Raw genomic sequence first — 25,301 nt, 5'->3', positions numbered from 1 at the left:
CATGCCGAAAAACGCCATCGGACCCGATCCCGACGCGCTGCACCCGATGCCGGGGCAGGAGCGGGTCACCTTCATCCGCAATCTCGACCTGCCGGAGAACGTCGAGGTCGGCGCCTACAGCTACTACGACGATCCGGCCGGCCCGCGGGCCTTTCTCGATGCGATTCTCTACCACTTCCCCTTCATCGGCGACCGGCTGATCATCGGGAAGTTCTGCGCCATCGCCGCGGGCACGCGCTTCCTGATGAACGGCGGCAACCATCGGCTCGACGGCCTCTCGACCTATCCCTTCCCGATCTTCGGCGGCGACTGGACCGGTCGGTTCGAGGGCGAGTTGGACTTTCCGAACCGGGGCGACATGATCATCGGCAACGATGTCTGGCTCGGCTTCCGCAGCACGATCCTGCCGGGCGTCACGGTCGGCGATGGGGCCGTGGTGGCCGCGCATGCGGTGGTCAGCGTCGACGTGCCGCCCTACGCCATCGTGGCCGGCAATCCGGCCCGGGTGATACGCCGCCGCTTCTCGGAGGACGACGCGGCCCGGCTCCGGCGGATCGCGTGGTGGGACTGGCCCGTGGAGCGCATCAGCGCGCATCTGACGCTGATCGGCGGCGGGGATGTGGGGGCGCTGGAAGCGGTGGCGCGAGAGGGCTGACCGACTCCGCCGCATCGACGATGCGACCGCTCAGCCCATCTCCTCCAGCGGAAGAGGGACCGGCTCCCAATTCGCCTCGGCCGTGGTGCCGGCCACGTTCTCACGCTCCCACCGATGCAGGATCGCGGCAAGTGCCACACGGTCGTCGTCCATCAGCGGCTTGCGCAAGGAGAGGATGCGCAGCCTCCACCTTCGCCAGAACTTATCTTGATGAATATAATGCAATTCAGGCAACGCTTCGACCTGCTGCCACCAGCAGAGCGCCAGATTGAGATTTCCCGGCGCAATATCATAAAAAGATTTTCGAAAAATCTATTCCCCAAGTGTATTCCATAGCTGCTTCGGTCAGAGGGCGACAGGCGTGCCACATATCAATGCTTCGGAGAAGTCTGACTAACTTTCAGTCTTTGTCAGAAAATCCTCCGTCATCTCCGAGTCGTCTCAACGCCAATTTCTTCCCTGCCCATAAATGGCAACCGACCGATAGATATATTCCAAACAGAAGCCAGTATGTGTGGATGCCTTAACATGCGGAAGGAAGAGAGGGCTTAAGGTCCATTATGGGGTGAAGTGAGAGCAGACGAAGTCCAATCAATCCAGATTTCCCTTGCGACCTGATGGGCCGGCATCAGCCGGAGCGCGTGACTGTTGACAAGCCTAAGATCAGGATTTCGCTCCAGAAGTGAGCGAACAAGCATTCGGACCTGTCGAGCGGTCGTCATTAGCGCGGCTTCACCTGCGTTACAATAGTCCGAATCGTACCAGGGAAATGCTTATTCGCCATGGTTGCAGGGGTACGGGCACGCTCCAGAGTGAGCTTAGCGTTGCCTGTCTTGTAATCGTAGATGCAGGTCGTCTGAGGGACGCTTCTCTTCAGCAAATCCAACCGAACCGACCCCGGCTCCCCATATGTTGCTAACCGTGGCCCAGCAGCGAACGAAATTTCAGATTTGAAATTTGGATCGCCTAATGCTTTGACATGCTGATCGATTTCGAAATGAACTCTGTTCGCATAGGATTGCGCGGTTCTGTACAAACCACTGGCACGAACTTGGCGTGCAATTTGGTTGGTATGGCCTCGACCTGACCGTTGCGTTGGCAGGCGGCACCGAGGGCTGACTGACTGATGGGCCCGATCCAGATCGCGGGAGCGGTGATACCCTGCGGGTTCGGCAAGAACTCTTGAGCCGACAGACCAAGCACGGTCCTGCTGTACGGGTCGTTTTGTCCAGACCGAACGGCATAAAGGGCGAGGGCGAGTTCGACCGTGGCAATCGCAACCGGCGCCGCAGGTAGGAACGCCGGTTGCGCGAAGGCCTCCGGCTCCGCGCCGGCAGCCGTGACAGTGCTGCGCCCGAGCACCGCCCCGGTCTCGCCGTCACGGATCGTCTGCGTCAGCCCCGAGGTCTCGAAGATCCGGCTTTGGCCGTCCGGCGCCGTGACGATGTCCTGCGCGTCGTAGTCGCGCCGACCGGCCCGAATGCGTAGCGAGAGGACGCGCGTCCCGTCGTCCAAAACCGTCTGCTCGCGGTGAGCGACATCGCCGTCGGTGTCGTTGGATCGCTCGCTGACACCCTGGACGCCGCCGCCCGACGGAACCCATTGCCCGCCATCTGGCTGGCCCGCGGGCGCCCGCGGCCGATCCTCCGAAGATTTGCGTCGCAGGGTCCGTTCGAGCCGGACCGCCCCGAGATCAAGCGCCGCCCCTGCCAACAAACCCCCGTATGGCCGCGACCTCGGTGCGGCGACTCCCGCGCCGGTTTATGCCTTGATCCTCCTGCCCCAACACAGGAAGATATGCACATTACGACTAGAGCCCCTTTTTTAAGATTTTTATCTTATAATTGCCTCGCTTCGTTCCCAGCGCTCCTGGTCACCCAAACGACAACGCCGCCCCGAGGGGCGGCGCTTCGCGACGTCATCAATGGAGGGCTTGAGGATCAGGCCGCCCGCTTGGCCTTGTTCAGCAGCTTGCGGTTCACCAGCACCTCGGCGATCTGCACCGCGTTGAGGGCCGCGCCCTTGCGAAGGTTGTCCGAGACGCACCAGAAGTTCAGGCCGTTCTCGACCGTGGCGTCCTCGCGCATGCGGGAGATGTAGGTGGCGTCCTCGCCCGCCGCCTCGTGCGGGGTCATGTAGCCGCCGTTCTCGCGCTTATCGATCACCAGCACGCCGGGCGCGGCGCGCAGGATCTCCGTGGCCTGCTCGGGGGAGAGCGGGCGCTCGAACTCGACGTTCACCGCCTCGGCATGGCCGATGAAGACCGGCACCCGCACCGCGGTCGCCGTGAGCTTGATCTTGGGATCGAGCATCTTCTTGGTCTCGGCGACCATCTTCCACTCTTCCTTCGTGTAGCCGTCCTCCATGAACACATCGATGTGCGGGATGACGTTGAAGGCGATGCGCTTGGTGAATTTTTTTGTAACCACTTCACCTGCGGTGAATACTGCGCGCGTTTGGCTGAACAGCTCGTCCATGGCATCCTTGCCCGCGCCGGAGACGGATTGGTAGGTCGAGACCACGACGCGCTTGATGGTGGCCGCCTCGTGGAGCGGCTTCAGCGCCACGACGAGCTGCGCGGTCGAGCAGTTCGGGTTGGCGATGATGTTGCGCTTGGTGAAACCCACCACCGCATCGGCGTTCACCTCGGGCACGATCAGCGGCACGTCGGCGTCGTAGCGGAAGGCCGACGAGTTATCAATCACGACGCAACCCTGCTGGCCGATGCGCGGGCTCCACTCCTTCGACGCGTCGCCACCCGCCGACATCAGGCAGATGTCGGTGTCGGAGAAGTCGTAGGTGTCGAGGACTTTGACCTTGAGAATCTTGTCGCCGAAAGAGACTTCCTGCCCCTGGCTGCGGCGCGAGGCGAGCGCAACGACCTCGTCGGCCGGAAAGGCGCGCTCGGCCAGAATGTCGAGCATCTCGCGGCCCACATTGCCCGTGGCTCCGACGACGGCGACCTTGTAACCCATCTCACCAAACTCCGCTGCGCGGGCGAATTGCAACCGGCCCGCCTCTTCCCGTGGCCGGCGGACGCACCGCGCGGGCCCTATCTTCGGGAAGATCCCATAGGCTGAAGAGCCCGCCCCGATTCGTCGTCGAGGTGGGCTCTTCAGGCGCCGCGAGCAAGATGCCCGGCGCGCGCGCCTGTCAAGGGGCGCCGGCTGTCGCCGGGTCACGGGCGGCAACCGACGATTCACCATCGGCCGAGAATTCGGAGGACGGGGCGCCCGTCCGCAACCGGTCGGTGGGAGCGCATCGGGCAGGGATGGCGCGACGGCGAGGGCTCCCCGGCCCCGCGGACCCGACAAAGGCCTGCGCATGCTCCCCCGACAGGACGACGCCCCGGATCACTCGCACGACGAGGACCACGAGAGGGACGAGGACCGCCATGCCCTGTCCCGGCCTCGCCCGTTCCGCCGGGCGCGGCTCGCGGGCAAGCTCGCCGCTTGCGCGGCACTGATCGCCGGCCTGTCCCTCGTCGCCCGGGATCGGGCCGCCGCTCCGGAGCCGCCTCAAGCCTGGCGCGAACCGCCGCGGGCGCAGGAGGGCGCGCGCCGGGCCGTCGCGGCGACGGAGCCGCTCCTGACGCTCCGGGCGGAGGCCGCCGAACTCGCGCCCCGGGCCGAACCCACCCGCTGGAATGCCGGCCTCGGCCAGCGCGAGGACAGCGTGAGCCAGGGGGCCTTCGACACGATCGAGGCCCCCTATCTCCTCGTGACCGCCACGGATGCCGGCGCGCGGACGGAGGCGGCCCCAAGTCTCTTCGTCACCCTGGTGCGCCGAGCTGCGGACGGGCGCGGCCTGTCCGTGACCCGCACGGGCGAGCGCGGCGTCGTCGCGACGCGCCTCGGCAGCTTCGAGACCGTCGAGGCGACCCTGGCGGGGGAGGGCCGGCGAAGCTGCACCGGTTTCCGCAGCCTCGACCTGAAAGCCGTCAGCGTCGACGGCTGGCTCTGCGGCATCCTCGGACAGGCCCCCGAGCCCAAGGCCGTGGCCTGCGCCATCGACCGGATCGCCCTTGCGGGACAGGTCGCAGCGAATCTCGGTGCCGACATGGCCACGGGCGCGAGCGCCTGCCAGCCGGAGGCGGTGGCAGGCACGGGGCCGGGCGACCGGACGGGCTCGATCGCCGTAGCCGGTGCGCCGCCGCACAATGCGGCGAAATCGCGGCGAAATTAGCCAAGCGCTGCCATATTGCGGGAACAACAGCCACGCCAGAACGTCTACTCTGCAACAAGCGGGATTCTTAACGAACGGCCCGTACAGTCGCCTCTCACTCGACAAGGTACGCCATGCGCTCGACCAAGCTTGCCCTTCTGGGCGCCATGACCCTCACCGCGATCGGCTTTGGCACCAGTGCGGAGGCGCAGGGCCCCTACGGCAACCCCGGCTACGTGCGCGTGAGCCAGCCGCTGCCGATCCGCATTCGCCCGCGCTCCTGGCTCGATGCCGGCAACGTGGTCGAGCCGGGCAACGGATCGGTCTCGAACCCGGCGACCAACCCGGCCTTCATCGCCGCGTCGACACAGCTCAACCCGCCTTACGGCCGCAACGACCGCTACGGCACCGGCGTCCTGCCCGATCCGATCACCAACGGCCCGTTCATCGGCGCCCGTTCCTCGGCGATCCGCAACGTCGACCTCTCGGCCTTCGATGCGATCGACCCGACCTCCTACGTGGCACGCTACGGCAACCCTTACCGCTAGGATCGTCCGTGTCTCGGCATGATCGCGGGCCCTTCGGGGCCCGTTTTCATGTCCGGACCTTCGATCAGGTCTTGAGCACCGGCTCGGCGACGTCGCCCGCGCCGCGCTCGGCGAGGTAGTGGGGCTGGAATAGGCACATGCGCACCGCATCCCGGTAGCGCCCGTTCACGAAGAACTCGTCCTTCAGGATACCCTCAGGCCGGAAGCCGCAGCTCTCGTAGATGCCGGCGGCGCGCTTGTTATCCTTGTCCACGTGCAGATAGAGCTTGTGGATGTTGAGCACCTTGAAAGCGTAGTCGATGGCGATGCGGGTCGCACGCTTGGCGTAGCCCTTTCCCTGGCAGTCGGGGTGGATCGCGATCTGGAACTCGCAGCGGCGGTGGAGATGGTTGATCTCCACCAACTCGACCATGCCGGCGGGCTCGCCGCGTTCGTTGGCGATGATGAAACGCCGCTCGGTCTGGTTGTGGATGTTGCGCTCGTAGAGCTGCGCCAGTTCGGCGAAGGACTCGTAGGCCTCCTCGAACCAGTAGCGCATGATGCTGTCATTGTTGTTGAGCTGGTGCACGAAGAGGAGATCCTCGCGCTCCAGCGGTCTCAGCTTGATACTCATGTCCGTGCTCGGCCGGGGCGTGAACGCGATGAAGGTCTGGCCTACTCCCACGCCGTTCAAGACGAAATGATGAAAGCCGGCTCCGGAACGCCGCGGAGCCGCGCCTCCTCCACGGCCAGGACGCGGGCGGCGGCCGCGTCCACGGCATCGAGCGGGCGGGCTAGGCGCAAAGCCCGCGTCGGCTCCCCCGCCCGCATCACCAGCACGATCGTCTCCACATCCGGGCAACCGGGATCGGAGCAGGCGATCTCGTTGACCGACAGCGCGTCCGCCTCGGTGAGCCCGAGGGCCGGGCCGATCAAGGCCTTCGCCCGCGCCGCCGCACGGGCGAGTCCGGCGGAGCGGGCCCGCCAATCCTTGAGGCTGACGAATCCCATCGGGGGATCGGTGCCGGTCAGGCCGCCGCCCGGCGCCAGGCCGGGAAGGGGTCGGGCAGGTGGCGATAGGCTTCCGGGTCGAAGCGCCTCGCATCGGCCGACCCGACGAGGCAGGCATCGAGTCCGGCGGTGATCGCCTCCCGGTCCATGCCCCGGCCGATGAAGACGAGCTCTTGACGCCGGTCGCCCCAGACCTCGCTCCAGACCGTGTCGAGGCGCTCGCGGAAGACTGCCTCCTCCGGCCAGCGCTTGCGCGGCACGGCCGCCCACCAGAAGCCCATCGCGCCGATATGCGCCACCGCGCCGGCGAGCGAGAAGGCGCCGACCCATTCGGGCCGGGTCGCGAGCCAGAAATGGCCCTTGGCCCGGATCAGCCCCGGCCAGGTCGTGTTCGCGAAGGCCTGAAAGCGGGCGGGGTCGAAGGGGCGCCGCGCCCGGTAAACGAAGGAGCCGATTCCGTACTCCTCCGTTTCGGGGACGTGGGCGTGTGCGCCGTAGAGTTCCTTGAACCAGAGCGGGTGCTCCTGCGCCTTCTCCTCGTCGAACAGGCCGGTATCGAGGATCGCGTCCGGCGGCACCCGTCCGCGGACGGCCTCGATGATACGCGCATCCGCGTTGAGCCCGCGCACCACGGCGCGCACGAGATCGAGCCGATCCGCCGTGACATCGCCCGCCTTGTTGATCACCACCACATCGGCGAACTCGATCTGCTCCACGAGGAGATCCACGAGCGTGCGGCTGTCGTCCGCTCCGGCGGTCTCGCCGCGCTGGCGCAGGAAGTCGTTCGAGCCGTAATCCCTCAGCAGGTTCACCGCATCGACCACGGTCACCATAGTGTCGAGCCGCGCCACATCGCAGAGCGCGTGGCCGGCCTCGTCGCGGAAGGAGAAGGTGCTCGCCACCGGCAACGGCTCGGCGATCCCGGTACCCTCGATCAGCAGGTAGTCGAAGCGGCCCTCGGCGGCGAGGCGGCGCACCTCGGCGAGAAGATCGTCGCGCAGGGTGCAGCAGATGCAGCCGTTCGTCATCTCCACGAGCCGCTCGTCGGTGCGCGAGAGGTTCGCGCCGCCGTCCCGGACGAGGTCGGCGTCGATGTTCACCTCGCTCATGTCGTTGACGATCACCGCGACGCGCCGACCCTCGCGATTGTTCAGGACATGGTTGAGCAGGGTCGTCTTGCCCGCTCCGAGGAAGCCGGACAGCACGGTGACGGAAAGGCGGAGATCGGATTGCGGCATCGAGAATCCTACGATTTGTAACATTATAACATTCAAATCGTAGGGCCCCGTCAAGCGAAAGAATCTCGAATTGATGGTCGACTCGTAGACCTAGCTGCGGGAAAAGGCCGTGATGGGGCGCCGCGACGAAGCGTGCCTCCGGTGCCGTGCGTTGCCCTGAACGACAGGGCAGCGGCCTTGCGGCATGGAAACGTCTGAGGAGTTTCGGGTGCGACCCTGGCGCGAGGGACCGGGCGACCGGCGTGGCTACCACCACGGCAACCTGAAGGAAGCGCTGATCGAGGCCGCGCGCCGCTTCATCGCCGAGCGGGGCATCGGCGGCTTCACTCTGGTCGATGCGGCCCGCCTCGTCGGCGTGACTCCCGCTGCTCTCTACCGCCACTTCCGTGGCCGCGAGGCCTTGCTGGAAGAGGTGGCCGGCCGCGGCTTTGCCGATCTCGCCGACCGGCTGGCCCGGGCGCTGACCGGGCGCGGCACACCCTTGGAACGGTTCACCCGCATGGGTGAAGCCTATCTCGCCTTCGCCGAAGAGGAACCGGGCTACTACGCGGCGATCTTCGAGGTGCGCGGGCTCTCCGCCGGCCCCGTGCCGGACCGGCCAAACCCCTTCGACCTTCTGGTCGAGGCCCTGCGCGCGACCTTCCCCGATGGTTTCGACGGCGTCGACCCACGCTTCCTGGCGCTGGAGGTCTGGGCACTCTCGCACGGCATCGCGACGCTGGCGGCGGCTGGCCAACTGCCCAAATCGGGGCCCGACAAGTACGAGCTTCTGCGCGCGGGCGTGCTCGCCCTCGTCCACGGCGCCGGAATTCGCGCGAAGGGCGAGACTTGAGCCCTTGAAACCGTCAAGGCGGGTCCGCATGTGAATGTTGTTCACATGCACACCCCGGAGCCCCAAGCCGTGAACACGTCCTCTACCTCTCCCTGGTCCTGCGGCGCGTCCCACCGCAGCGGTCCTTTTCCCAAGCGCTCGCTCGAAATCGGAGCGATCGTCGTCGGTTTCGTCTACTGGTGGCCGATCGCCGTCGCCTATGTCGCCTGGAAGATCGCGGGCTACCCCGCGCTCGGCCAGATGAAGGAGTTCGCCAAGAGCGGCAGCTTCAGCTTCGCGGGCGGCAACGGTTCGTCCCGCTTCGCCCGCGCCTTCGAGGCCGCCACGGCCCGGACCGGCACGGGTGCGACCAGCGGCAACTGGGCATTCGAAGAGTATCGCCGTGCCGAGCTTGAGCGCCTGGAGGCACGCCGCCGTGCCCTGCAGGAGGAAAGCCGGGCATTTGCCGACTTCGTCGAGGAGCTGAAGCGGGCCAAGGACCGCGAGCAGTTCGACGCCTTCATGGCCAAGCGCCGTTCCGAGGGCGGTGGGCCGACCATCGAGGCCTGACCCCTCGGCACAGACCGAACCAGCAGCACGATCAAGGAAGGGCCTCCTGCCAGCCGGCAGGGGGCCCTTCGTCCGTTCGGGCCAATTTGATTGCAGTGCAGCGATTCCGTCGCGTCGGGCGGTTGCCGCGGGCCGGCGACGCCATAACTGCCGCCTCCGGGAACAAGCGGGCGCACGGGCGCCTTGTGAGACACGAGAGACGCCCGCCAGCCCGAACGACGTTCGTTTTCCAGTGGAGATCGGTGGCCTGATGCGGCGCGCCCATGCGATGCGGTTCGGCAGCGAGTTTGCCGAGGACGGTGTGCGGTTTGCCCTCTGGGCACCCACCGCCAAGGACGTTTCCCTCGTCGTGGACGGGACCGACCACCCGATCCCCGATGTCGGCGAGGGCTGGCGCCGCACGACGCTGCCGGGCGTGCGGGCCGGCGCGCGCTACGGCTTCCGTATCGATGGCGGTCTGGTGGTTCCGGACCCCGCCTCCCGCTTCCAGCCGGACGACGTGTCCGAGCCCTCCGAGGTGATCGATCCCAACGCCTACGCGTGGTCGGACGGCGCCTGGACCGGCCGGCCCTGGCAGGAGGCCATCGTCTACGAGCTGCATGTCGGCACGGCGACGCCGGAGGGGACCTACGCGGCTCTAGAGAAGCGTCTCGACGATCTGGTCGACCTGGGCGTCACGGCCATCGAGCTGCTGCCGCTGGCCGACTTCAAGGGCACGCGCAACTGGGGCTACGACGGCGTGCTGCCCTACGCACCCGACGCAGCCTATGGCCGACCCGACGATCTCAAGCGCCTGATCGACAGCGCCCACGCCAAGGGCCTGATGGTACTGATCGATTGCGTCTACAATCACTTCGGCCCGGCCGGGAATTACCTCCACGCCTACGCCAAGACCTTCTTCACCGAGCGCCATCAGACGCCCTGGGGCGCGGGGATCAACTTCGATGGGCGTGAATCCGGCCCGGTCGTGCGCGACTACTTCATCGAGAACGCGCTCTATTGGCTGAAGGAATATCATTTCGACGGCATCCGCTTCGACGCGGTGCACGCCATCCTCGATGATTCCGAGAAGCACTTCCTGGCCGAACTCGGAGAGACGATCCGCACGACCTTCCCGGACCGGCACGTCCACCTGATCCTCGAGAACGAGGCGAACCAAGCCCGCTGGCTGGAGCGGGACGACAAGGGGCAGCCGATCCTGCACAGCGCGCAATGGGCCGACGACCTGCACCATTGCTGGCACGTGCTGCTGACGGGCGAGGATGCCGGCTACTACGAGAGCTTCGCCGACAAGCCGGTCGAGCATCTGGCCCGCTGCCTCGCCGAGGGCTTCGCCTATCAGGGCGAGCCTTTTCCGACTCTCGACAATCATCCCCGCGGCGAGCCCTCGGCACACCTCCCGCCCTCGGCCTTCGTCACCTTCCTGCAGAACCACGATCAGGTCGGCAATCGCGCCCTCGGCGAGCGCCTGAGCCATCTCGCCGACCCTAAAAAACTGGCCCTCGCCCGCGCCGGGCTGCTGCTGGCGCCGCAGATTCCGATGCTGTGGATGGGTGAGGAATGGTCGGCCTCGGCGCCGTTCCTGTTCTTCGTCGATTTTGCGCCGGACGAGGAGCTGAACAAGGCCGTGCGCGAGGGACGCCGCCGCGAGTTCAAGAGCTTCGCCGCCTTCGCGGATGACACCTCGGTGATCCCCGATCCCACCGAGGCCAAGACCTTCGAGGATTCGAAGATCGACTGGGACGAGGCCGAGACCGAGCCGCACCGCGCCGTTTGGGCCGACACCCGCAACCTGCTGCAGATCCGCCGGCAGAGCGTGGTGCCGCTGACCAAGACCCGCTACCTCGGCGCGAAGGCCGAGATCCCCGCGCCCGGCGTCGTGGACTGCACTTGGCGCTACGAGGGCGGCTGGCTCCGCTTCGTCGCCAATGTCGGCAACGAGGACTTCGAGGCGAGCGCCGCGGAGGGCCAGGTGATCTGGTCGAACGGCGCCTCGCGACAGGCCATGCATCTTCCCACCTGGACCGGTGTCTTCCTGATCGGGGGCGGCACGTGAGCTTTCCAGACCAGAGTTCCGCAGACGTGAGTTCCACCGACGTGACTGCCCTCGAACGTCTCGCCCATCTCGTCGGCATCGCGGACGGCTTCACCGACGCCTTCGGGCAGAGGGTCGACACGCCCCTGGAAACGCGCCGCCTGATGCTCGAAGCCCTCGGCTTCGCCGCCGGCGACGACGCGGCGATCGACAGGAGCCTCGCGGCGGTCGAGGCGGTCCGCGGCAACCTGATCCCGCCGCTGATCGCGGCGGAGGCGCGGCGCGGCCTGCATGTGCCGCTGCGGACGGACGCGTCGGCGGGCGCGGTGGCGTGGCGGCTCGTCGATGAGCACGAGCGCTCCCGCGAGGGGCGGGCGACGCTCACGCTCTCGGAGGAAGGCGCCGGCTTCGACCTGCCGCCGCTGACGCCCGGTTACCATCAGCTCACGGTGAGCGTCGGCGAGCGGAAAGCCCAGGCTTGGATCGTTGCCGCGCCGCAGCGCTGCTGGCGCCCGCGGGCCTATGCCGAGGACGGCGCCCGCGACTGGGGTCTGGCCGCGCAGCTCTACGGCCTGCGCTCGCCGAGCAACCTCGGCATCGGCACCTATGCCGATGCCGGCCGCGCTGCCCGCGATGCCGCGCTCCGCGGCGCGTCGTTCCTGGGCCTCAGCCCGGCCCACGCCCTGTTTCCTTCGGATCGGGCGAAGATCTCGCCCTATTCCCCGTCCTCGCGGCTCTTCCTCGAAACGCTCTACATCGAGCCGGGGGCGCTCCCGGGCTTTGCCGGCAGCCGTGCGGCGGAACTGCTGGAGAGCCACCGCAGCCGCATCGAAGCGCTGCGCGACACCTCGCTGGTCGATCATGCCGGCGTCTGGGAGGTTCTCTCCCCGATCCTCGAAGCCTTCTGGGCGGAGTCGCCGGCGCGCGCCGGGAGGGACGCCGGCTTCGAGGCCTTCCGGGAGGAGGGCGGCGAGAACCTTCGCTCGCACGCGACCTTCGATGCGCTGTCCGAGCATTTCCGTGCGCAGGGCGCGCACTGGCTGGGGGATTGGCCCGAGGAGCTTCGCCGGGCCGGTACCGAGGCCGTGGGCGCCTTCGCCGAAGCGCATGCTGAGCGCATCGACTACCACATCTTCCTGCAATACCTCGCCGACAGCCAGCTCAAGACTTCGTCGGAACTCGCGCTGAAGTCCGGCATGCGGCTCGGGCTCTACCGCGACCTCGCGGTGGGCGCCGACCGGGGCGGCTCCGAGATCTGGTCGCATCCCGAGCGCTTTGCCAACGGCGTCTCGATCGGCGCGCCGCCGGACCTGCTCGCGCCCAGGGGCCAGGATTGGGGCCTGCCCGCCTTCGACCCGCTGGAGATGGAGCGCGACGGCCTCAAGGCCTTCCGGGCGCTGGTGAGGGCGAACATGCGCCACGCGGGCGCGATCCGCATCGATCACGCCTTCCAGCTCGCGCGACTCTTCCTGATTCCGCTCGGGCGCTCGGCCCGGGAGGGCGCCTACGTGGCAATGCCACTCGAGCCGATGCTCGCGGTGCTGCGCCTGGAGAGCCACCGCGCCAAGTGCCTCGTCATCGCCGAGGATCTCGGGACAGCGCCGGAGGGCTTCTCCGACGCGTTGATGGCCTCGGGCATCCTGAGCTACCGCATCCTCGCCTTCGAGCGCGAGCCGGGCGGCGCCTTCAAGGCGCCGGAGGCCTATCCGAAGGATGCGCTGACCGCGATCACGACCCACGACCTGCCGACCTTCGTCGGCTGGTGGCGGGGCGTCGACACCGACACGCGCCAGTCGCTCGGGCTCTACGACGCCGAGCGGGCCGAGGCCGAGCGCACGGAGCGCGTCGCCGAGCGCTGGCGCCTCTCTGAGGCGCTGGCGAGCCAGCAGCTTCTCCCGAGTGCCGAACCGCCGGAACACGCGCCGTTGGAGGCAGCCGCGCGCTATCTCGCCCGCGCGCCCTCGATCCTCACCGCCGTGCAATACGAGGACGTGGTCGGCGAACTCAGCCAAGCCAACGTCCCGGGCTCGACCGAGGGCTATCCGAACTGGCGGCGCAAGCTCGACCGCAACCTCGAAGCCATCGCCGCCCCGGGCGGGCCGCTCGCCAAACTTGCCGCCGCCCTTTCGGCCGAGGAGCGTGGGCCGCGCTCCGGTGCCGCTCGCCTCGCCTCGGCTCCGCCAAGGGCGACCTACCGCCTGCAGTTCCACGAGGGCTTCACCTTCGCGGATGCCGAAAAGATCGTCCCCTACCTGCAGAAGCTCGGCATCAGCCACGTCTACGCCTCACCCTTGCAGCGGGCGCGGCCGGGCTCGACCCACGGCTACGACATCGTCGATCACTCGCAGATCAACCCGGAGATCGGCGGCGAGGAGGGGTTTCGCAGCTTCACGGATGCGCTCCACACGCACGGCCTGAAGCTGCTTCTCGACATCGTGCCCAACCACATGGGCGTCGGCGGGGCGGACAATCCCTGGTGGCTCTCGGTGCTCGAATGGGGGGGGCTGTCACCGGCCGCCAACGCCTTCGACATCGATTGGGAGCGTCTGGGCGCCAACGGCAAGCTGGTCATCCCCTTCCTCGGCGAGCGCTACGGCGAGGCGCTGGAGAAGGGCACGCTGGAATTGCGCTTCGACGAGGCGTCCGGCGCCTTCAGCGTCTGGCACTACGAGCATCAGTTTCCCGTCTGCCCGCTGCAATACCCGACCATCCTCAACCGGGCGCTGGCTGCCCTCGGCGAGGTTGGCGACGACATGTCTGCGGAGGTTCTCTCGATCACCGAGCGCCTGCGCATGATGGGCGAGGAGACGAATCCTGAGCGCCGCCGGGCCCTGCCGGAGGCCGCCGAGGCCCTGAAGCGGCAACTCGCCGGTGCGGTGCGCGCCTCGCCCCAGATCGCAGCCTCGATCTACCGGGCGCTGCACCTGCTCAACGGCAACCGCGACTATCCCGATTCCTTCGGCCCGCTGCACCGGTTGCTGGAGCAGCAATCCTACCGGCTCGCCCATTGGCGCATCGCTTCGAGCGACATCAATTACCGCCGCTTCTTCGACGTGAACTCGCTGGCCGGCCTGCGGGTCGAGTTGTCGGACGTCTTCACGAAGTCCCACGACCTGCTGTTCCGCCTCATCGGCGAGGGCCGGATCGACGGTCTGCGCATCGACCATATCGATGGGTTGGCAGACCCGCTGAACTACGCCCGCGCCCTCCAGGCCGCGGTCGGTCCCGGCTTCTACATCGTGGTCGAGAAGATCCTGGAGCCCGGCGAGAAGCTGCGCGACTGGCCAGTCGCCGGCACCACCGGCTACGACGTGCTCAACCAGCTCGACGGCATTCTGGTCGATCGCGCCCTGAGGCCGCGCATCGAGAAATTCTACCGCTGGGCCACCGATGCGGACGAGAATTACGGCTTCCAGTTCCGGGCGGCCAAGGCCGAGATTCTCGAGATCAGCTTCGCCTCCGAGTTGGAGGTGATGACCGGGGACCTCAAGCAGATCGCCGATTCCGACCGGCGTACGCGGGACTTCTCCACCAACGCGATCCGCCGCGCGCTGATCGAGATCGTGGCGCGCTTCCCCGTCTACCGCTCCTACCTGCCGGGTGATCTCGACGAGACCGAGATCGAGCTGGAGGATGTGCGGCTGATCGAGGGCGCCGTGCGCAAGGCCAAGCGCTGGAGCGCTCTGCCGGACCGCTCGGTGCACGATTTCGCCGCGGACGCTCTCCTCGGACGGATCGATGTCGGCGGTGCGGGACAGCCCGACCCGCAGGTGGTGCTGCGCTACCGCCGCCGCTTCCAGCAGCTCACCGGCCCGGTCATGGCCAAGAGCCTGGAAGACACGCTGTTCTACCGCTTCGTGGAATTGCTGGCGCTCAACGAGGTCGGCGGCGATCCGGGTGAGTACGGCATCGACCTGGAGCATTTCCACGCGCTCCAGGCCGCCCGCGCCCGCGACTGGCCGAACGCCATGATCACCACGGCGACCCACGACACCAAGCGCGGCGAGGATGCCCGCTCGCGCCAACTCGCCCTCTCGGAACTGCCGGAGGAATGGGCTCGGGCCTGGGATACGTGGCGGCGCGCGTCCGAGCCGTATCTCGGCAAGGTCGAGGGCGAAGCCGCGCCCGATCCGAACGACCAGTGGATGTTCCTCCAGGCCATCCTCGGGGCGTGGCCTCTGGAGCTTCTGGACAGCGACGATCCGGAGGCGGTCGAGGATTTCCGCAAGCGGCTCGACGCCTATTCCGAGAAGGCTCTGCGCGAGGGCAAGCGCCGCTCGAGCTGGGTCAACGTCGACGAGGCCTACGAGGGTGCGGTCCACGCGCTCTTCGCCGAGCTCGTGGCGCCCGGCTCCGACTGCCTCGCCCGGCTGAGGCCCCTGGTGCGGCGGCTCGCCTATCTCGGCATGATCGCCGGGCTCGGGCGGACGGTGCTGAAATGCACGCTGCCCGGCATCCCGGACACCTACCAGGGCACCGAGTTCTGGGACTTCTCCTTCGTCGATCCCGACAACCGCCGGCCGGTCGATTACGAGGAGCGGAGCCGGGCGCTGGAAGCCGGCGAGGCACCGGCCGGGCTGATGGGCGCCTGGCGAGACGGCCGGGTCAAGCAGGCGACGCTGGTCCGGCTCCTCGCGGACCGGGCCGCCCGCCCGGCCTTCTACGCCGATGCCGATTACCGTCCGCTCGCGGCCGAGGGCGAGCGCGCGGCCCATGTCGTGGCCTTCACCCGCTCGGCGGCAACCTCCGGCGAGGGTGATCTGCTCGTCGCCGTGCCCCGGCTCGTCGCACGGCTGACGCCCGAATCGGGTTGGACGGGCGAGGCGTTCGCCGGAACCGTCCTGTCCGTGCCGGCGGGCAGCCACTGGGAGGACGTGATCGGAGGCGGCGCGGTCGATGCGGCGGATGATCGGCTCGATCTCGGTCGGCTCTTTGCGGAGCTGCCCTATCTGGTGCTGCGGCGGACCGCCTGAGGCAGTCCGGCCCATCGGAACGTGCGAGACCTGATGCAAAAAGACGGAAGGCGAGCCATGAACGCACCGAGCACCGCGACGACGCCCGCGACGCGGACCGAAGCGGGGACGGTGGTGCTGCCCGCCGCCTTCGCCCCCCGCGCGGAGGGGCCGCGCATCTACAACCTGTTTCCGCTGCTTGTCGGAACGGTCTCGGCCTGGACGGCGGAGCTGCCGCGCATCGCGGAACTCGGTTTCGATTGGGTCTACCTGAACCCGTTCCATCAGACCGGCGGTTCGCGCAGCCTCTACGCCGTGGCCGATCTCGACCGGCTGGACGAGCGTTTCCGCGACGGTGACGGCACGCCGGACGACGAGCAGATCGCCCGCTTCTGCCGGGCGGCGGACTCGCACGGCATCGCGGTGATGAGCGATCTCGTCATCAACCACACCGCCGACAACGCGCGGCTCTTCCATGAGCGGCCGGACCTGTTCGTGCGCGACAGCGAGGGCAAGCCGGTCAGCCCCGCGGCGATCGATCCGGACGATCCCACGAAGCGCACGGTCTGGGGCGACCTGATCGAACTCGACTACCATTCCGAGCATGCCCGGACCGAGCTGACGCGGATCTTCGACGGCTACATCGCAAAGCTTCAGGGTCTCGGCGTGCGCGGCTTCCGCTGCGACGCCGCTTACAAGGTGCCGCCGGATGTCTGGCGCGCCCTGATCCAGGCGGCCAAGCAGCGCGAGCCCGAGACGCTGTTCGCGGCCGAGACGCTGGGCTGCACCTTCGAAGAGGCGCAGGCCACCGCGGGCGCAGGGTTCGACTACCTGTTCAACTCCTTCGCATGGTGGAACCTCAAGGCGCCCTGGGCCCTGGAGCAGTACGAGCGCCTCCGGATCGTGGCGCCCTCCATCGCCTTCCCCGAGAATCACGACATGGCCCGCCTCGCCGCCGAGATGACAGGCGACGCGGCGGCGGTCGCCGAGCGGCTGAAGACGCGCTACGCGCTCGCCGCCTTCTTCTCGGCCGGCGTGCTGATGCCGATCGGCTACGAGTGGGGCTACCGCCGCGCGCTGCACGTGGTCGAGACCGACCCGGCGTCGCGCGAGCACGATACCGGCATCGACATCGCGGGCTACGTGAAAGCGATCAACGCACTGAAGGCCGAAATCCCGGCGGCCAATGTCGAGGGCGCGCAGATGCGCCTGTCGGCGCCGGACGCGCCCTTCACCGCCCTGTTCCGCACCGACACCGGCCACCCGGCCTCGGCGCATTCGGCGACGCTGGTTCTGTTCAATCCCGGCGAGAGCCCCGCGCCCGTGGATGCCGGCCACCTGATCGAGCGCACCGGCGGCCAGCTCGCCGCCTTCGTGGATCGCACGCCGGAGGCCGAGCCCATCGCCTTCCATCCCGGCGCCAGCATCGACCTGCGGCCGGGCGAATTGCGCATCCTCGTCGCCGAGCGCGCGAAGGTCGCGGCTCCGCCGCCCTCGACCGTCCCGGACGGCAAGGGACGCGTCGTCATCGAGGCGGTGACGCCGGAGATCGACGGTGGTCGCTCGGCGGTAAAGCGCGTCGTCGGCGAGCAGGTGCGCGTCGAAGCCGACATCTTCTCCGACGGCCACGAGATCATCAACGCGGCGATCCTCTCCCGCGTGGTCGGCGAGGAGGCGTGGCGGCGCGACCCGATGGTGTTCGTCGACAACGATCGCTGGGCCGGCCATTTCCCGCTGGAGCGGAACGCCCGCTACGAGTTCACCATCGAGGCGTGGCGGGACGGCTTCTCTTCCTGGATGCGCGACACGCTGAAGAAGCGCGATGCGGGCGTCGATATCCGCCTCGAGACCATTGAGGGCGTCGAACTGATCCAGATCGCCGAGGATCTGGCGAGCGGGGCGGAAAAGCAGCGTCTCGACGCGCTGATCCGTTCGCTGGCCGCCGAGCCGGAGGGCTCGCCCGCCATCCTCGAGAAGATCCTGACGCCGGAATCGACCGCGCTGATCCGGCGCAACGCCGAGCGCGTGAACGCCACGCGCTATCCGGTGAACATCCCGGTCATCGCCGACCGCCTCGCGGCGCGCTTCTCCGCTTGGTACGAGATCTTCCCGCGCTCGCAATCGGGCGATCCGAACCGGCACGGCACCTTTGCGGACGTGATCCGCCGTCTGCCCGAGATCCGCGAACTCGGCTTCGACGTGCTCTACTTTACGCCGATCCACCCGATCGGGAAGACCAACCGCAAGGGCAAGAACAACACCCTGAAGGCCGAGCCCGGAGATGTGGGTTCGGTCTATGCGGTGGGCTCGGAGGAGGGCGGCCACGAGGCCGTGCATCCCGAACTCGGCACGCTGGAGGATTTCCGCCAGCTCGTGGCGGCCTCGCACGCCCACGGCATGGAGGTCGCGATCGACTTCGCGATCCAGTGCTCGCCGGACCATCCCTGGATCAAGAACCATCCCGAATGGTTCGAGTGGCGCCCCGACGGCACGCTGAAATTCGCCGAGAACCCGCCGAAGAAGTACGAGGACATCTCCAACGTCCACTTCTACGCCGGAGCGCTGCCCTCGCTTTGGATCGAGCTGCGCGACATCGTGCTCGGCTGGTGCGCGCACGGCGCCCGCATCTTCCGGGTCGACAACCCGCACACCAAGCCGATCCCGTTCTGGGAATGGATGCTGGCGGAAGTGAACGCCCAGTACCCGGACGCAATCTTCCTCGCGGAGGCTTTCACCCGGCCGAAGATGATGAAGAAGCTCGCCAAGGCTGGCTATCAGCAGAGCTACACCTACTTCACGTGGCGCAACACGAAGCAGGAGCTGACCGAGTACGCTCTCGAACTGGCCGGCGAGATGGGCGAGTATTATCGTCCGAACTTCTTTGCCAACACGCCGGACATCAACCCCTACTATCTCCAGACCAGCGGACGGGCGGGCTTCGTCGTGCGCGCGACGCTGGCGGCGACGCTCTCCTCGATCTACGGCATCTATAACGGCTTCGAGCTGTGTGAGGCCGCGCCCTATCCGGGCAAGGAGGAGTATCTCAACTCGGAGAAGTACGAGCTGAAGGCCTGGGATTACGACCGCCCCGGCAACATCCGCGAGCACATCATCAAGCTCAATCAGGCCCGGCGGGACAACCCGGCCCTGTGGGACTTCCGGAACATCCACTTCACGGGGGCCTCGAACGACAGCATCATCGCCTATGCGAAGGTGACGCCGGAGCGCGACAACTGCGTGTTCGTCATGGTCAACCTCGACCCGAAGAACCGTCAGGAATGCACCTACGAGGTTCCGCTCTGGCTGCTCGGCCTGCCGGACGACGGCGCGGTCGAGGTCGAGGATCTGCTGCTGGGCTACAAGTTCGAGCTCTACGGCAAGAGCCACCGGATCGCGCTCGATCCGGCCGACCGCTCGGCCATCCTCTGGCGGATCCGTCCGCGGCGGAGTGCCTAACGAAATCTATGACCTCTGGCTGCCTCGCGCCGAAGTGTCCTCCACTTTCGGCGCGGGCGGCTCTAGATCGGGCGGGAAACGGCGGTCACCGTCGTGTTCTCGCCAAGAAGCGGGCCGAGGAAGCCCGCAGCCCGGCGCCGCACGGCCCGGTTCCGCTCTCGAAAGTGACGTGAGGCAGCGACGGGATGATCGATCGCAGCGATCCGCAGTGGTACCGTGACGCCATCATCTACCAGATTCACGTCAAGTCGTTCTTCGATTCGACGAATGACGGGATCGGCGATTTCGAGGGCCTGACCCAAAAACTCGACTACGTTCGCGATCTCGGCGTCACGGCGCTCTGGATCATGCCGTTCTATCCCTCGCCCTTGCGCGACGACGGCTACGACATCGCCGATTACCGCGACATCAATCCGTCGTACGGGACGATGGAGGATTTCCGGCATTTCGTGCAGGCCGCCCACGAGCGCGGCCTGCGCGTCATCACCGAGCTGGTCATCAACCACACCTCGGATCAGCATCCCTGGTTCCAGCGCGCCCGCGAGGCGCCGGCCGGGAGCCCGGAACGCGATTTTTACGTCTGGTCCGACACGGACGACAAGTACTCCGATACGCGCATCATCTTTCTCGACACCGAGGTCTCGAACTGGACCTGGGATCCGGTCGCCAAACAGTATTTCTGGCACCGCTTCTACTCGCACCAGCCCGATCTCAACTTCGACAACCCGGCCGTGCTCGAGGCCGTGATCGAGGTGATGCGCTACTGGCTCGACATGGGCGTGGACGGCCTGCGCCTCGACGCGATCCCCTACCTGATCGAGCGCGACGGCACGAACTGCGAGAACCTGTCCGAGACGCACGACGTCATCAAGGCGATCCGCGCCGCGCTCGACGCCGAGTATCCCGACCGGATGCTGCTGGCGGAAGCCAACCAGTGGCCGGAGGAGACGGCGCAGTATTTCGGCGAGGGCGACGAATGCCACATGGCGTTCCACTTCCCGCTGATGCCGCGCATGTACATGGCGATCGCCCGGGAGGATCGGCATCCGATCACCGACATCATGCGCCAGACGCCGGAGATTCCGGAGGGCTGCCAGTGGGCGATCTTCCTGCGCAACCACGACGAGCTGACGCTCGAAATGGTCACGGCGGAAGAGCGTGACTACCTCTGGTCGTTCTACGCCGCCGAGCGGCGCGCCCGCATCAATCTCGGCATCCGCCGCCGCCTCGCGCCGCTCCTGGAGAACGACCGGCGCAAGATCGAGCTGATGAAGTCCCTCGTCCTGTCGATGCCCGGCACGCCGGTGCTCTATTACGGCGACGAGATCGGCATGGGCGACAACATCTATCTCGGCGACCGCGACGGCGTGCGCACGCCCATGCAGTGGTCGCCCGACCGCAACGGCGGCTTCTCGCGAGCCAATCCGCAGAAGCTGTTCCTGCCCGCGATCCAGGACCCGATCTACGGCTACGACGCCATCAACGTCGAGGCGCAGACCCAGGCGCAGACCAGCCTGCTGAACTGGACGCGGCGCATGATCGCGATCCGCAACAACTCAGTCGCGCTCGGGCGCGGTGCAATCCAGTTCCTCTACCCCACCAACCGTAAGGTGCTGGCATGGCTGCGCGAGCATGAGAACGAGCGCATTCTCTGCGTCGCCAACCTCTCGCGCGCGCCGCAGGCGGTGCAGCTCGACCTCTCCGACCTGCGCGGCGCGATCCCGATCGAGCTGACCGGCGGCAGTGCCTTCCCGGCCATCGGCGAGCTGCCCTACCTGCTGACCCTGCCGTCCTACGGCTTCTACTGGTTCTCGCTCTCAGTCGCGAATTCCGGCGAGATCGGCCCGCAGCCGGCCACGCCCGAGCTGTTCACCCTGGTGCTCACCGGCGGCGTCGAGACGCTGATCAAGGGCCGCGAGCGCACCGCCTTCGAGCGCACGGTGGCCCCGCCCTTCATCGGCTCACGCCGCTGGTTCGGCGCCAAAGGCTCGCGCATCAAGGCCGTGCAGGTCGATGACAGCGCCATCGTCAAGGACGCTTCCGGCGAGGGCAAGTTCCTGCTGCCGCGGGTGGCGGTGACGCTCGCCAACGGCGAGCGCCAGGACTACTTCGTGCCGCTCGCGGTCGACGAGGGCCGCGAGGACGAAGCGCTGATGGACCACGCGGTCGCCCGCGTGCGTCGTGGTCCCCGCACCGGCTTGCTCTACGAGGCCGCCGCCGCCGCGCCCTTCGCGATCGCCCTGATCGAGGCCATGCGCGACGGCGTGACGATCCCGTCCGAGCGCGGCAGCATCGTCTTCTCGACGACGAGCGCCTACGATCCCGAGGTGCCCTTCGAGGCCGCCGACGTGCGCCGTCTCTCGGCCGAGCAGAGCAACACCTCGATTGCCATCGGCGCGCGGATGATGCTCAAGCTGCTGCGGCGCCTCCAGCCCGGCACGCATCCGGAGATCGAGATCGGCCGCTTCCTCACGGAAGACGCGCACTTCCCCAACACCCCGGCCCTGCTCGGCGTGGTGGAGCACGTGTCCGAGGACGGCACCCGCACGGCGCTCGCCCTGCTCCAGCGCTTCGTCCTCAACCAGGGCGACGCCTGGACGCTGATGCTGGAAGGCCTGCGCCGCGACTTCGAGACGGTTGTGCTCGCCCCCGAGAGCGAGGCGCCGCAGCCGGACGAAGCCTTCCACGCGCATCTGCGCTGGGCGGTCCTTCTCGGCCAGCGCACGGCCGAGCTGCACCGGGCCTTCGCCATCGACACCGACGATCCCGCCTTCGCGGTCGAGCCGTTCGGCGAGGCGGATCTCGCGGCGCTCGCGGAGGATGCCCGCCATCAGGCCGCGCGGGCCTTCAAGGGGCTCGACGCCATCACCGCCTGGTCGCCGGGCTCGGCGAGCGAGGCGCTGGCCACCCGCCGTGGCGAGGTCGAGGCGTTGATCGACGAACTTGCCGCCGGCCCCCTGCGCGGTGCCCGCAAGACCCGCATCCACGGCGACTACCATCTCGGTCAGGTGCTCGCCTCCGAGGGCGATCTGGTCATCGTGGACTTCGAGGGCGAGCCCTCGCGACCGGTCGAGCAGCGCCGTGCCAAGGCGACGCCGCTGCGGGACGTGGCGGGCATGCTGCGCTCCTTCGCCTACGGCGCCGAGACCGTGGTGCGCGAGATCGCGGCCCGCTTCGCCGACAGCGAGGAGCGTGCCCGCAACGCCGCCATCGCGTGGCGTGGCATGATCGATGCAGCCTTCCTCGACGGCTACGGACAGACCGTGGCCGGCAGCCCCGCCGCGGTGGAGGATGCCGAAACGCAGCGCGGCCTGCTTCGTCTGAGCCTGCTCGCCAAGGCGCTCTACGAGGTCGATTACGAGGTCAATAACCGTCCCGACTGGATCGAAATTCCGGCACGGGGTGTTCTCAACATACTGGACGAGGCCAAGCGCGACCGCGCTTCGGCCTGAAAGGCACGCGCTCGGGCCGATCCGTATCCCGCGCCGGCCCGACGTGTTTCAAGAGAGGTGACTGGATGACGGCTCTGGACGAGAAGGCCGCGGCTCGAAACGAGGGGCAGGCGGCCGCAAACGTCCCGAACAGGTCAGGCTCGACCGAGGCGCCCCGCGCGCCCCGGCCGGCGGATGGGCTCGGCGGAGACCAGGGCGCGCCCCGCGTGGGACGCCCCGCCTCGCAGCCGCGCGACACGCACCTTCAACCCGATACGATCGCGGCCGTGATGGCGGCCGACCACGGCGATGCGTTTTCCGTGCTCGGCCCGCACCAAGTCGAGCCCGGCTCCTGGGAGATCCGAGCGGTCCTGCCCGAGGCCAAGGGCGCCCGGCTGATCACGGCCGGGCAGAGCATTCCGTTCGAGCGCCTTCATCCGGACGGGTTCTACGTCGCGAGCGTGAAGAGCGACGGCCGCCCGCTCTACGAGATCGAGGTCGAGTTCTGGGACGGCACCAGCGCCCGGCGCAACGATCCCTACGGCTTCGGACCCTCCCTGGAGCAGAGTGAGATCGAGGGCCTGCGCCAGGTCGGCAGCAACCTCGTCTACCGCGTGCTCGGCGCCCATCCCGGCGAGCTCGACGGCATTGCCGGCTTCCGCTTCGCGGTCTGGGCGCCGAACGCCCGCCGCGTCAGCGTGGTCGGCGACTTCAACGATTGGGACGGCCGGCGCCACCCGATGCGGCTCTGGCTGAACGGCGGCGTCTGGGAGCTGTTCGTGCCGGGCTTGCACGCCGGCCAGAACTACAAGTTCGAGATCCGTGGCCCCGACGGAGCGCTGCTGCCGCTGAAGGCCGATCCGGTCGCCTTCCGCGGCCAGCACCCGCCGCAGACGGCCTCCGTGCTCCAGGGCCTCAACGAGCCGCACTGGCACGACAATGCCTGGATGGAAACGCGCGGCGAGAAGGACCCGCGCCACGCCGCCATGTCGGTCTACGAGGTGCATCTCGGCTCGTGGGCGCGGGTACCGGACGAGGGCAACCGCTACCTGACCTACAAGGAGCTGTCCGAGCGGCTGATCCCCTACGTCAAGGAACTCGGCTTCACCCATATCGAGCTTCTGCCGATCACCGAGTACCCGTTCGACGGCTCCTGGGGCTACCAGCCGGTCTCGCTGTTCGCGCCGACCAGCCGCTTCGGCACGCCCGACGACTTCGTCGCCTTCGTCAACGCCGCGCACGAGGCGGGCATCGGCATCCTGCTCGACTGGGTGCCCGGCCACTTCCCCCTCGACGCGCACGGCCTGGGCCTGTTCGACGGCACGCATCTCTACGAGCATGCGGACCCGCGCCAGGGCTTCCACCAGGATTGGGGCACTTACATCTACAATTTCGGCCGCACGGAAGTGTCGGCCTTCCTTACGGCCAATGCCCGGTTCTGGCTGGAGCACTACCATCTCGACGGCCTGCGCGTGGATGCGGTGGCCTCGATGCTCTACCTCGACTATTCGCGGCGCGCCGGCGAGTGGATCCCGAACCAGTACGGTGGCAACGAGAATCTCGACGCCATCAACTTCATGCGCAAGACGAACGAGGCGACCTACAGCCACGCCCCCGGCACAATTACGGTGGCCGAGGAATCCACCTCATGGCCCGGTGTCTCGCACCCGACCTATACGGGCGGCCTCGGCTTCGGCTTCAAGTGGAACATGGGGTGGATGCACGACACCCTGAAATACATGTCCGAGGATCCGATCCATCGGCGCTATCACCACCACAACCTGACCTTCGGCCTGCTCTACGCTTTCTCGGAAAACTTCGTGCTGCCGCTCTCTCACGACGAGGTGGTCCACGGAAAGGGTTCGCTGCTCGGCAAGATGCCGGGCGACCGCTGGCAGAAATTCGCCAACCTGCGCGCTTATTTCGGTTTCATGTGGGGGCATCCCGGCAAGAAGCTGCTCTTCATGGGCGGCGAGTTCGGTCAGGAGCGCGAGTGGAACCACAACCAGTCGCTCGACTGGCACCTGCTCGACGACTCCCTGCATGGCGGCGTGAAGGACCTCATCCGCGACCTCAACCACGTTTACACCTCGACGCCGGCGCTCTACGCCCGCGACGTCGAACCGGGCGGTTTCCAGTGGCTGGTGGCCGACGATTCCGACAACTCGGTCATCGCCTGGGCTCGCAAGGGCAAGGCGGAGGGCGAAGTCGCCATCGTCGTCTCGAACTTCACGCCGGTGCCCCGCGAGGGCTACCGCGTCGGCGTGCCGGCGGGGGGCTACTATCGCGAGGCGATCAATTCGGATGCCGCGCGCTACGGCGGCTCCAACGTCGGCAACATGGGCGGCGTGCAGGCCGAGACCGAACCGAGCCATGGGCAGCCGTACTCGCTGCGGTTGACCCTGCCCCCGCTCGCCACCCTGATCCTGATCCGCGAGGGCTGAGGCACCC

16 protein-coding genes are annotated in these 25,301 nt (G+C 67.6%); 10 read left to right on the top strand and 6 right to left on the bottom strand.

The genetic code is table 11. From position 1 onward, the window contains the following. Window position 1 precedes the first annotated feature (1 nt). The gene (locus tag BY998_RS02960) at window positions 2–655 is read left to right on the top strand and encodes a CatB-related O-acetyltransferase (RefSeq protein WP_110350101.1); all 654 of its coding nucleotides are present in this window, start codon (window positions 2–4) and stop codon (window positions 653–655) included. 30 nt (window positions 656–685) lie between these two features. On the opposite strand, the gene BY998_RS24980 is transcribed toward BY998_RS02960, so the two are convergent. The 3 genes from BY998_RS24980 to BY998_RS02950 all read right to left on the bottom strand — a co-directional run bounded on the left by BY998_RS24980 (window position 686) and on the right by BY998_RS02950 (window position 3,630). Then, complete coding sequence (locus BY998_RS24980; protein WP_280952875.1) at window positions 686–808, bottom strand: hypothetical protein; 123 nt, start codon at window positions 806–808, stop codon at window positions 686–688. 813 nt (window positions 809–1,621) lie between these two features. Continuing rightward, window positions 1,622–2,368, bottom strand: a complete 747-nt coding sequence (locus tag BY998_RS02955; protein ID WP_146221742.1) for a hypothetical protein — start codon at window positions 2,366–2,368, stop codon at window positions 1,622–1,624. A gap of 227 nt (window positions 2,369–2,595) precedes the next feature. Beyond that, window positions 2,596–3,630, bottom strand: a complete 1,035-nt coding sequence (locus tag BY998_RS02950) for an aspartate-semialdehyde dehydrogenase (RefSeq protein ID WP_110350099.1) — start codon at window positions 3,628–3,630, stop codon at window positions 2,596–2,598. A gap of 349 nt (window positions 3,631–3,979) precedes the next feature. Between BY998_RS02950 and BY998_RS02945 the strand changes: the two genes are divergently transcribed. Beyond that, entirely contained in the window at window positions 3,980–4,840 is an 861-nt protein-coding gene (locus BY998_RS02945) for a hypothetical protein (RefSeq protein ID WP_110350098.1), read from the top strand. 113 nt (window positions 4,841–4,953) lie between these two features. Then, window positions 4,954–5,367 (top strand): hypothetical protein, encoded by a 414-nt coding sequence (locus BY998_RS02940; protein WP_110350097.1) that lies wholly within the window; start codon window positions 4,954–4,956, stop codon window positions 5,365–5,367. Window positions 5,368–5,431: 64 nt separating this feature from the next. Here the strand turns inward: BY998_RS02940 and speG are convergent, their stop codons facing one another. Genes speG through zigA form a run of 3 tightly spaced genes read right to left on the bottom strand, consistent with a single transcriptional unit; the run spans window position 5,432 to window position 7,595 of the window. Beyond that, window positions 5,432–5,980: a spermidine N1-acetyltransferase gene (gene speG, locus BY998_RS02935; protein ID WP_110350096.1), complete on the bottom strand. Its 549-nt coding sequence runs from the start codon at window positions 5,978–5,980 to the stop codon at window positions 5,432–5,434. A 56-nt stretch (window positions 5,981–6,036) separates the two neighbouring features. Beyond that, window positions 6,037–6,357, bottom strand: coding sequence for a hypothetical protein (locus BY998_RS02930; RefSeq protein WP_110350095.1), 321 nt, complete (start codon window positions 6,355–6,357; stop codon window positions 6,037–6,039). Between the two features lie 17 nt (window positions 6,358–6,374). Beyond that, window positions 6,375–7,595 (bottom strand): zinc metallochaperone GTPase ZigA, encoded by a 1,221-nt coding sequence (gene zigA, locus BY998_RS02925; RefSeq protein ID WP_110350094.1) that lies wholly within the window; start codon window positions 7,593–7,595, stop codon window positions 6,375–6,377. Window positions 7,596–7,803: 208 nt separating this feature from the next. Between zigA and BY998_RS02920 the strand changes: the two genes are divergently transcribed. From BY998_RS02920 to glgB, 7 genes are all read left to right on the top strand, one after another. Further along, entirely contained in the window at window positions 7,804–8,427 is a 624-nt protein-coding gene (locus tag BY998_RS02920; protein WP_110350093.1) for a TetR/AcrR family transcriptional regulator, read from the top strand. 69 nt (window positions 8,428–8,496) lie between these two features. Then, the gene (locus BY998_RS02915) at window positions 8,497–8,976 is read left to right on the top strand and encodes a DUF2852 domain-containing protein (protein ID WP_110350263.1); all 480 of its coding nucleotides are present in this window, start codon (window positions 8,497–8,499) and stop codon (window positions 8,974–8,976) included. 250 nt (window positions 8,977–9,226) lie between these two features. After that, window positions 9,227–11,032 (top strand): malto-oligosyltrehalose trehalohydrolase, encoded by a 1,806-nt coding sequence (treZ, locus tag BY998_RS02910; protein ID WP_110350262.1) that lies wholly within the window; start codon window positions 9,227–9,229, stop codon window positions 11,030–11,032. A 26-nt stretch (window positions 11,033–11,058) separates the two neighbouring features. Then, window positions 11,059–15,984 carry a malto-oligosyltrehalose synthase gene (locus BY998_RS02905; RefSeq protein ID WP_245421456.1) on the top strand — a complete coding sequence of 1,642 codons (4,926 nt, stop codon included), beginning with the start codon at window positions 11,059–11,061 and terminating at the stop codon, window positions 15,982–15,984. A 57-nt stretch (window positions 15,985–16,041) separates the two neighbouring features. After that, window positions 16,042–19,419 carry a maltotransferase domain-containing protein gene (locus BY998_RS02900; protein WP_110350091.1) on the top strand — a complete coding sequence of 1,126 codons (3,378 nt, stop codon included), beginning with the start codon at window positions 16,042–16,044 and terminating at the stop codon, window positions 19,417–19,419. 185 nt (window positions 19,420–19,604) lie between these two features. Then, a complete protein-coding gene (gene treS / locus BY998_RS02895; RefSeq protein WP_110350090.1) occupies window positions 19,605–22,871 on the top strand; it encodes a maltose alpha-D-glucosyltransferase in 3,267 nt (1,088 codons plus the stop codon). A gap of 65 nt (window positions 22,872–22,936) precedes the next feature. After that, on the top strand, window positions 22,937–25,294 hold the full coding sequence (gene glgB, locus BY998_RS02890; protein ID WP_110350089.1) for a 1,4-alpha-glucan branching protein GlgB: 2,358 nt from the start codon (window positions 22,937–22,939) through the stop codon (window positions 25,292–25,294). The last annotated feature ends 7 nt before the right edge of the window (window positions 25,295–25,301 follow it).

This window comes from Methylobacterium sp. B4 (assembly GCF_003201865.1).
Taxonomy (GTDB): Bacteria; Pseudomonadota; Alphaproteobacteria; order Rhizobiales; family Beijerinckiaceae; genus Methylobacterium.
Note: the sequence above shows the minus strand (reverse complement) of the source record. Positions and strands in the feature narration are given on the sequence as shown.

Excerpts from the sequence above, each read along its gene's own strand:
- zigA (WP_110350094.1), bottom strand. The coding sequence starts at position 7,595 with ATGCCGCAATCCGATCTCCGCCTTTCCGTCACCGTGCTGTCCGGCTTC.
- BY998_RS02900 (WP_110350091.1), top strand. The coding sequence starts at position 16,042 with ATGAACGCACCGAGCACCGCGACGACGCCCGCGACGCGGACCGAAGCG.
- BY998_RS02945 (WP_110350098.1), top strand. The coding sequence starts at position 3,980 with ATGCTCCCCCGACAGGACGACGCCCCGGATCACTCGCACGACGAGGAC.
- BY998_RS02940 (WP_110350097.1), top strand. The coding sequence starts at position 4,954 with ATGCGCTCGACCAAGCTTGCCCTTCTGGGCGCCATGACCCTCACCGCG.
- BY998_RS02930 (WP_110350095.1), bottom strand. The coding sequence starts at position 6,357 with ATGGGATTCGTCAGCCTCAAGGATTGGCGGGCCCGCTCCGCCGGACTC.
- BY998_RS24980 (WP_280952875.1), bottom strand. The coding sequence starts at position 808 with ATGGACGACGACCGTGTGGCACTTGCCGCGATCCTGCATCGGTGGGAG.
- BY998_RS02960 (WP_110350101.1), top strand. The coding sequence starts at position 2 with ATGCCGAAAAACGCCATCGGACCCGATCCCGACGCGCTGCACCCGATG.
- speG (WP_110350096.1), bottom strand. The coding sequence starts at position 5,980 with ATGAGTATCAAGCTGAGACCGCTGGAGCGCGAGGATCTCCTCTTCGTG.
- treS (WP_110350090.1), top strand. The coding sequence starts at position 19,605 with ATGATCGATCGCAGCGATCCGCAGTGGTACCGTGACGCCATCATCTAC.
- BY998_RS02950 (WP_110350099.1), bottom strand. The coding sequence starts at position 3,630 with ATGGGTTACAAGGTCGCCGTCGTCGGAGCCACGGGCAATGTGGGCCGC.
- treZ (WP_110350262.1), top strand. The coding sequence starts at position 9,227 with ATGCGGCGCGCCCATGCGATGCGGTTCGGCAGCGAGTTTGCCGAGGAC.
- glgB (WP_110350089.1), top strand. The coding sequence starts at position 22,937 with ATGACGGCTCTGGACGAGAAGGCCGCGGCTCGAAACGAGGGGCAGGCG.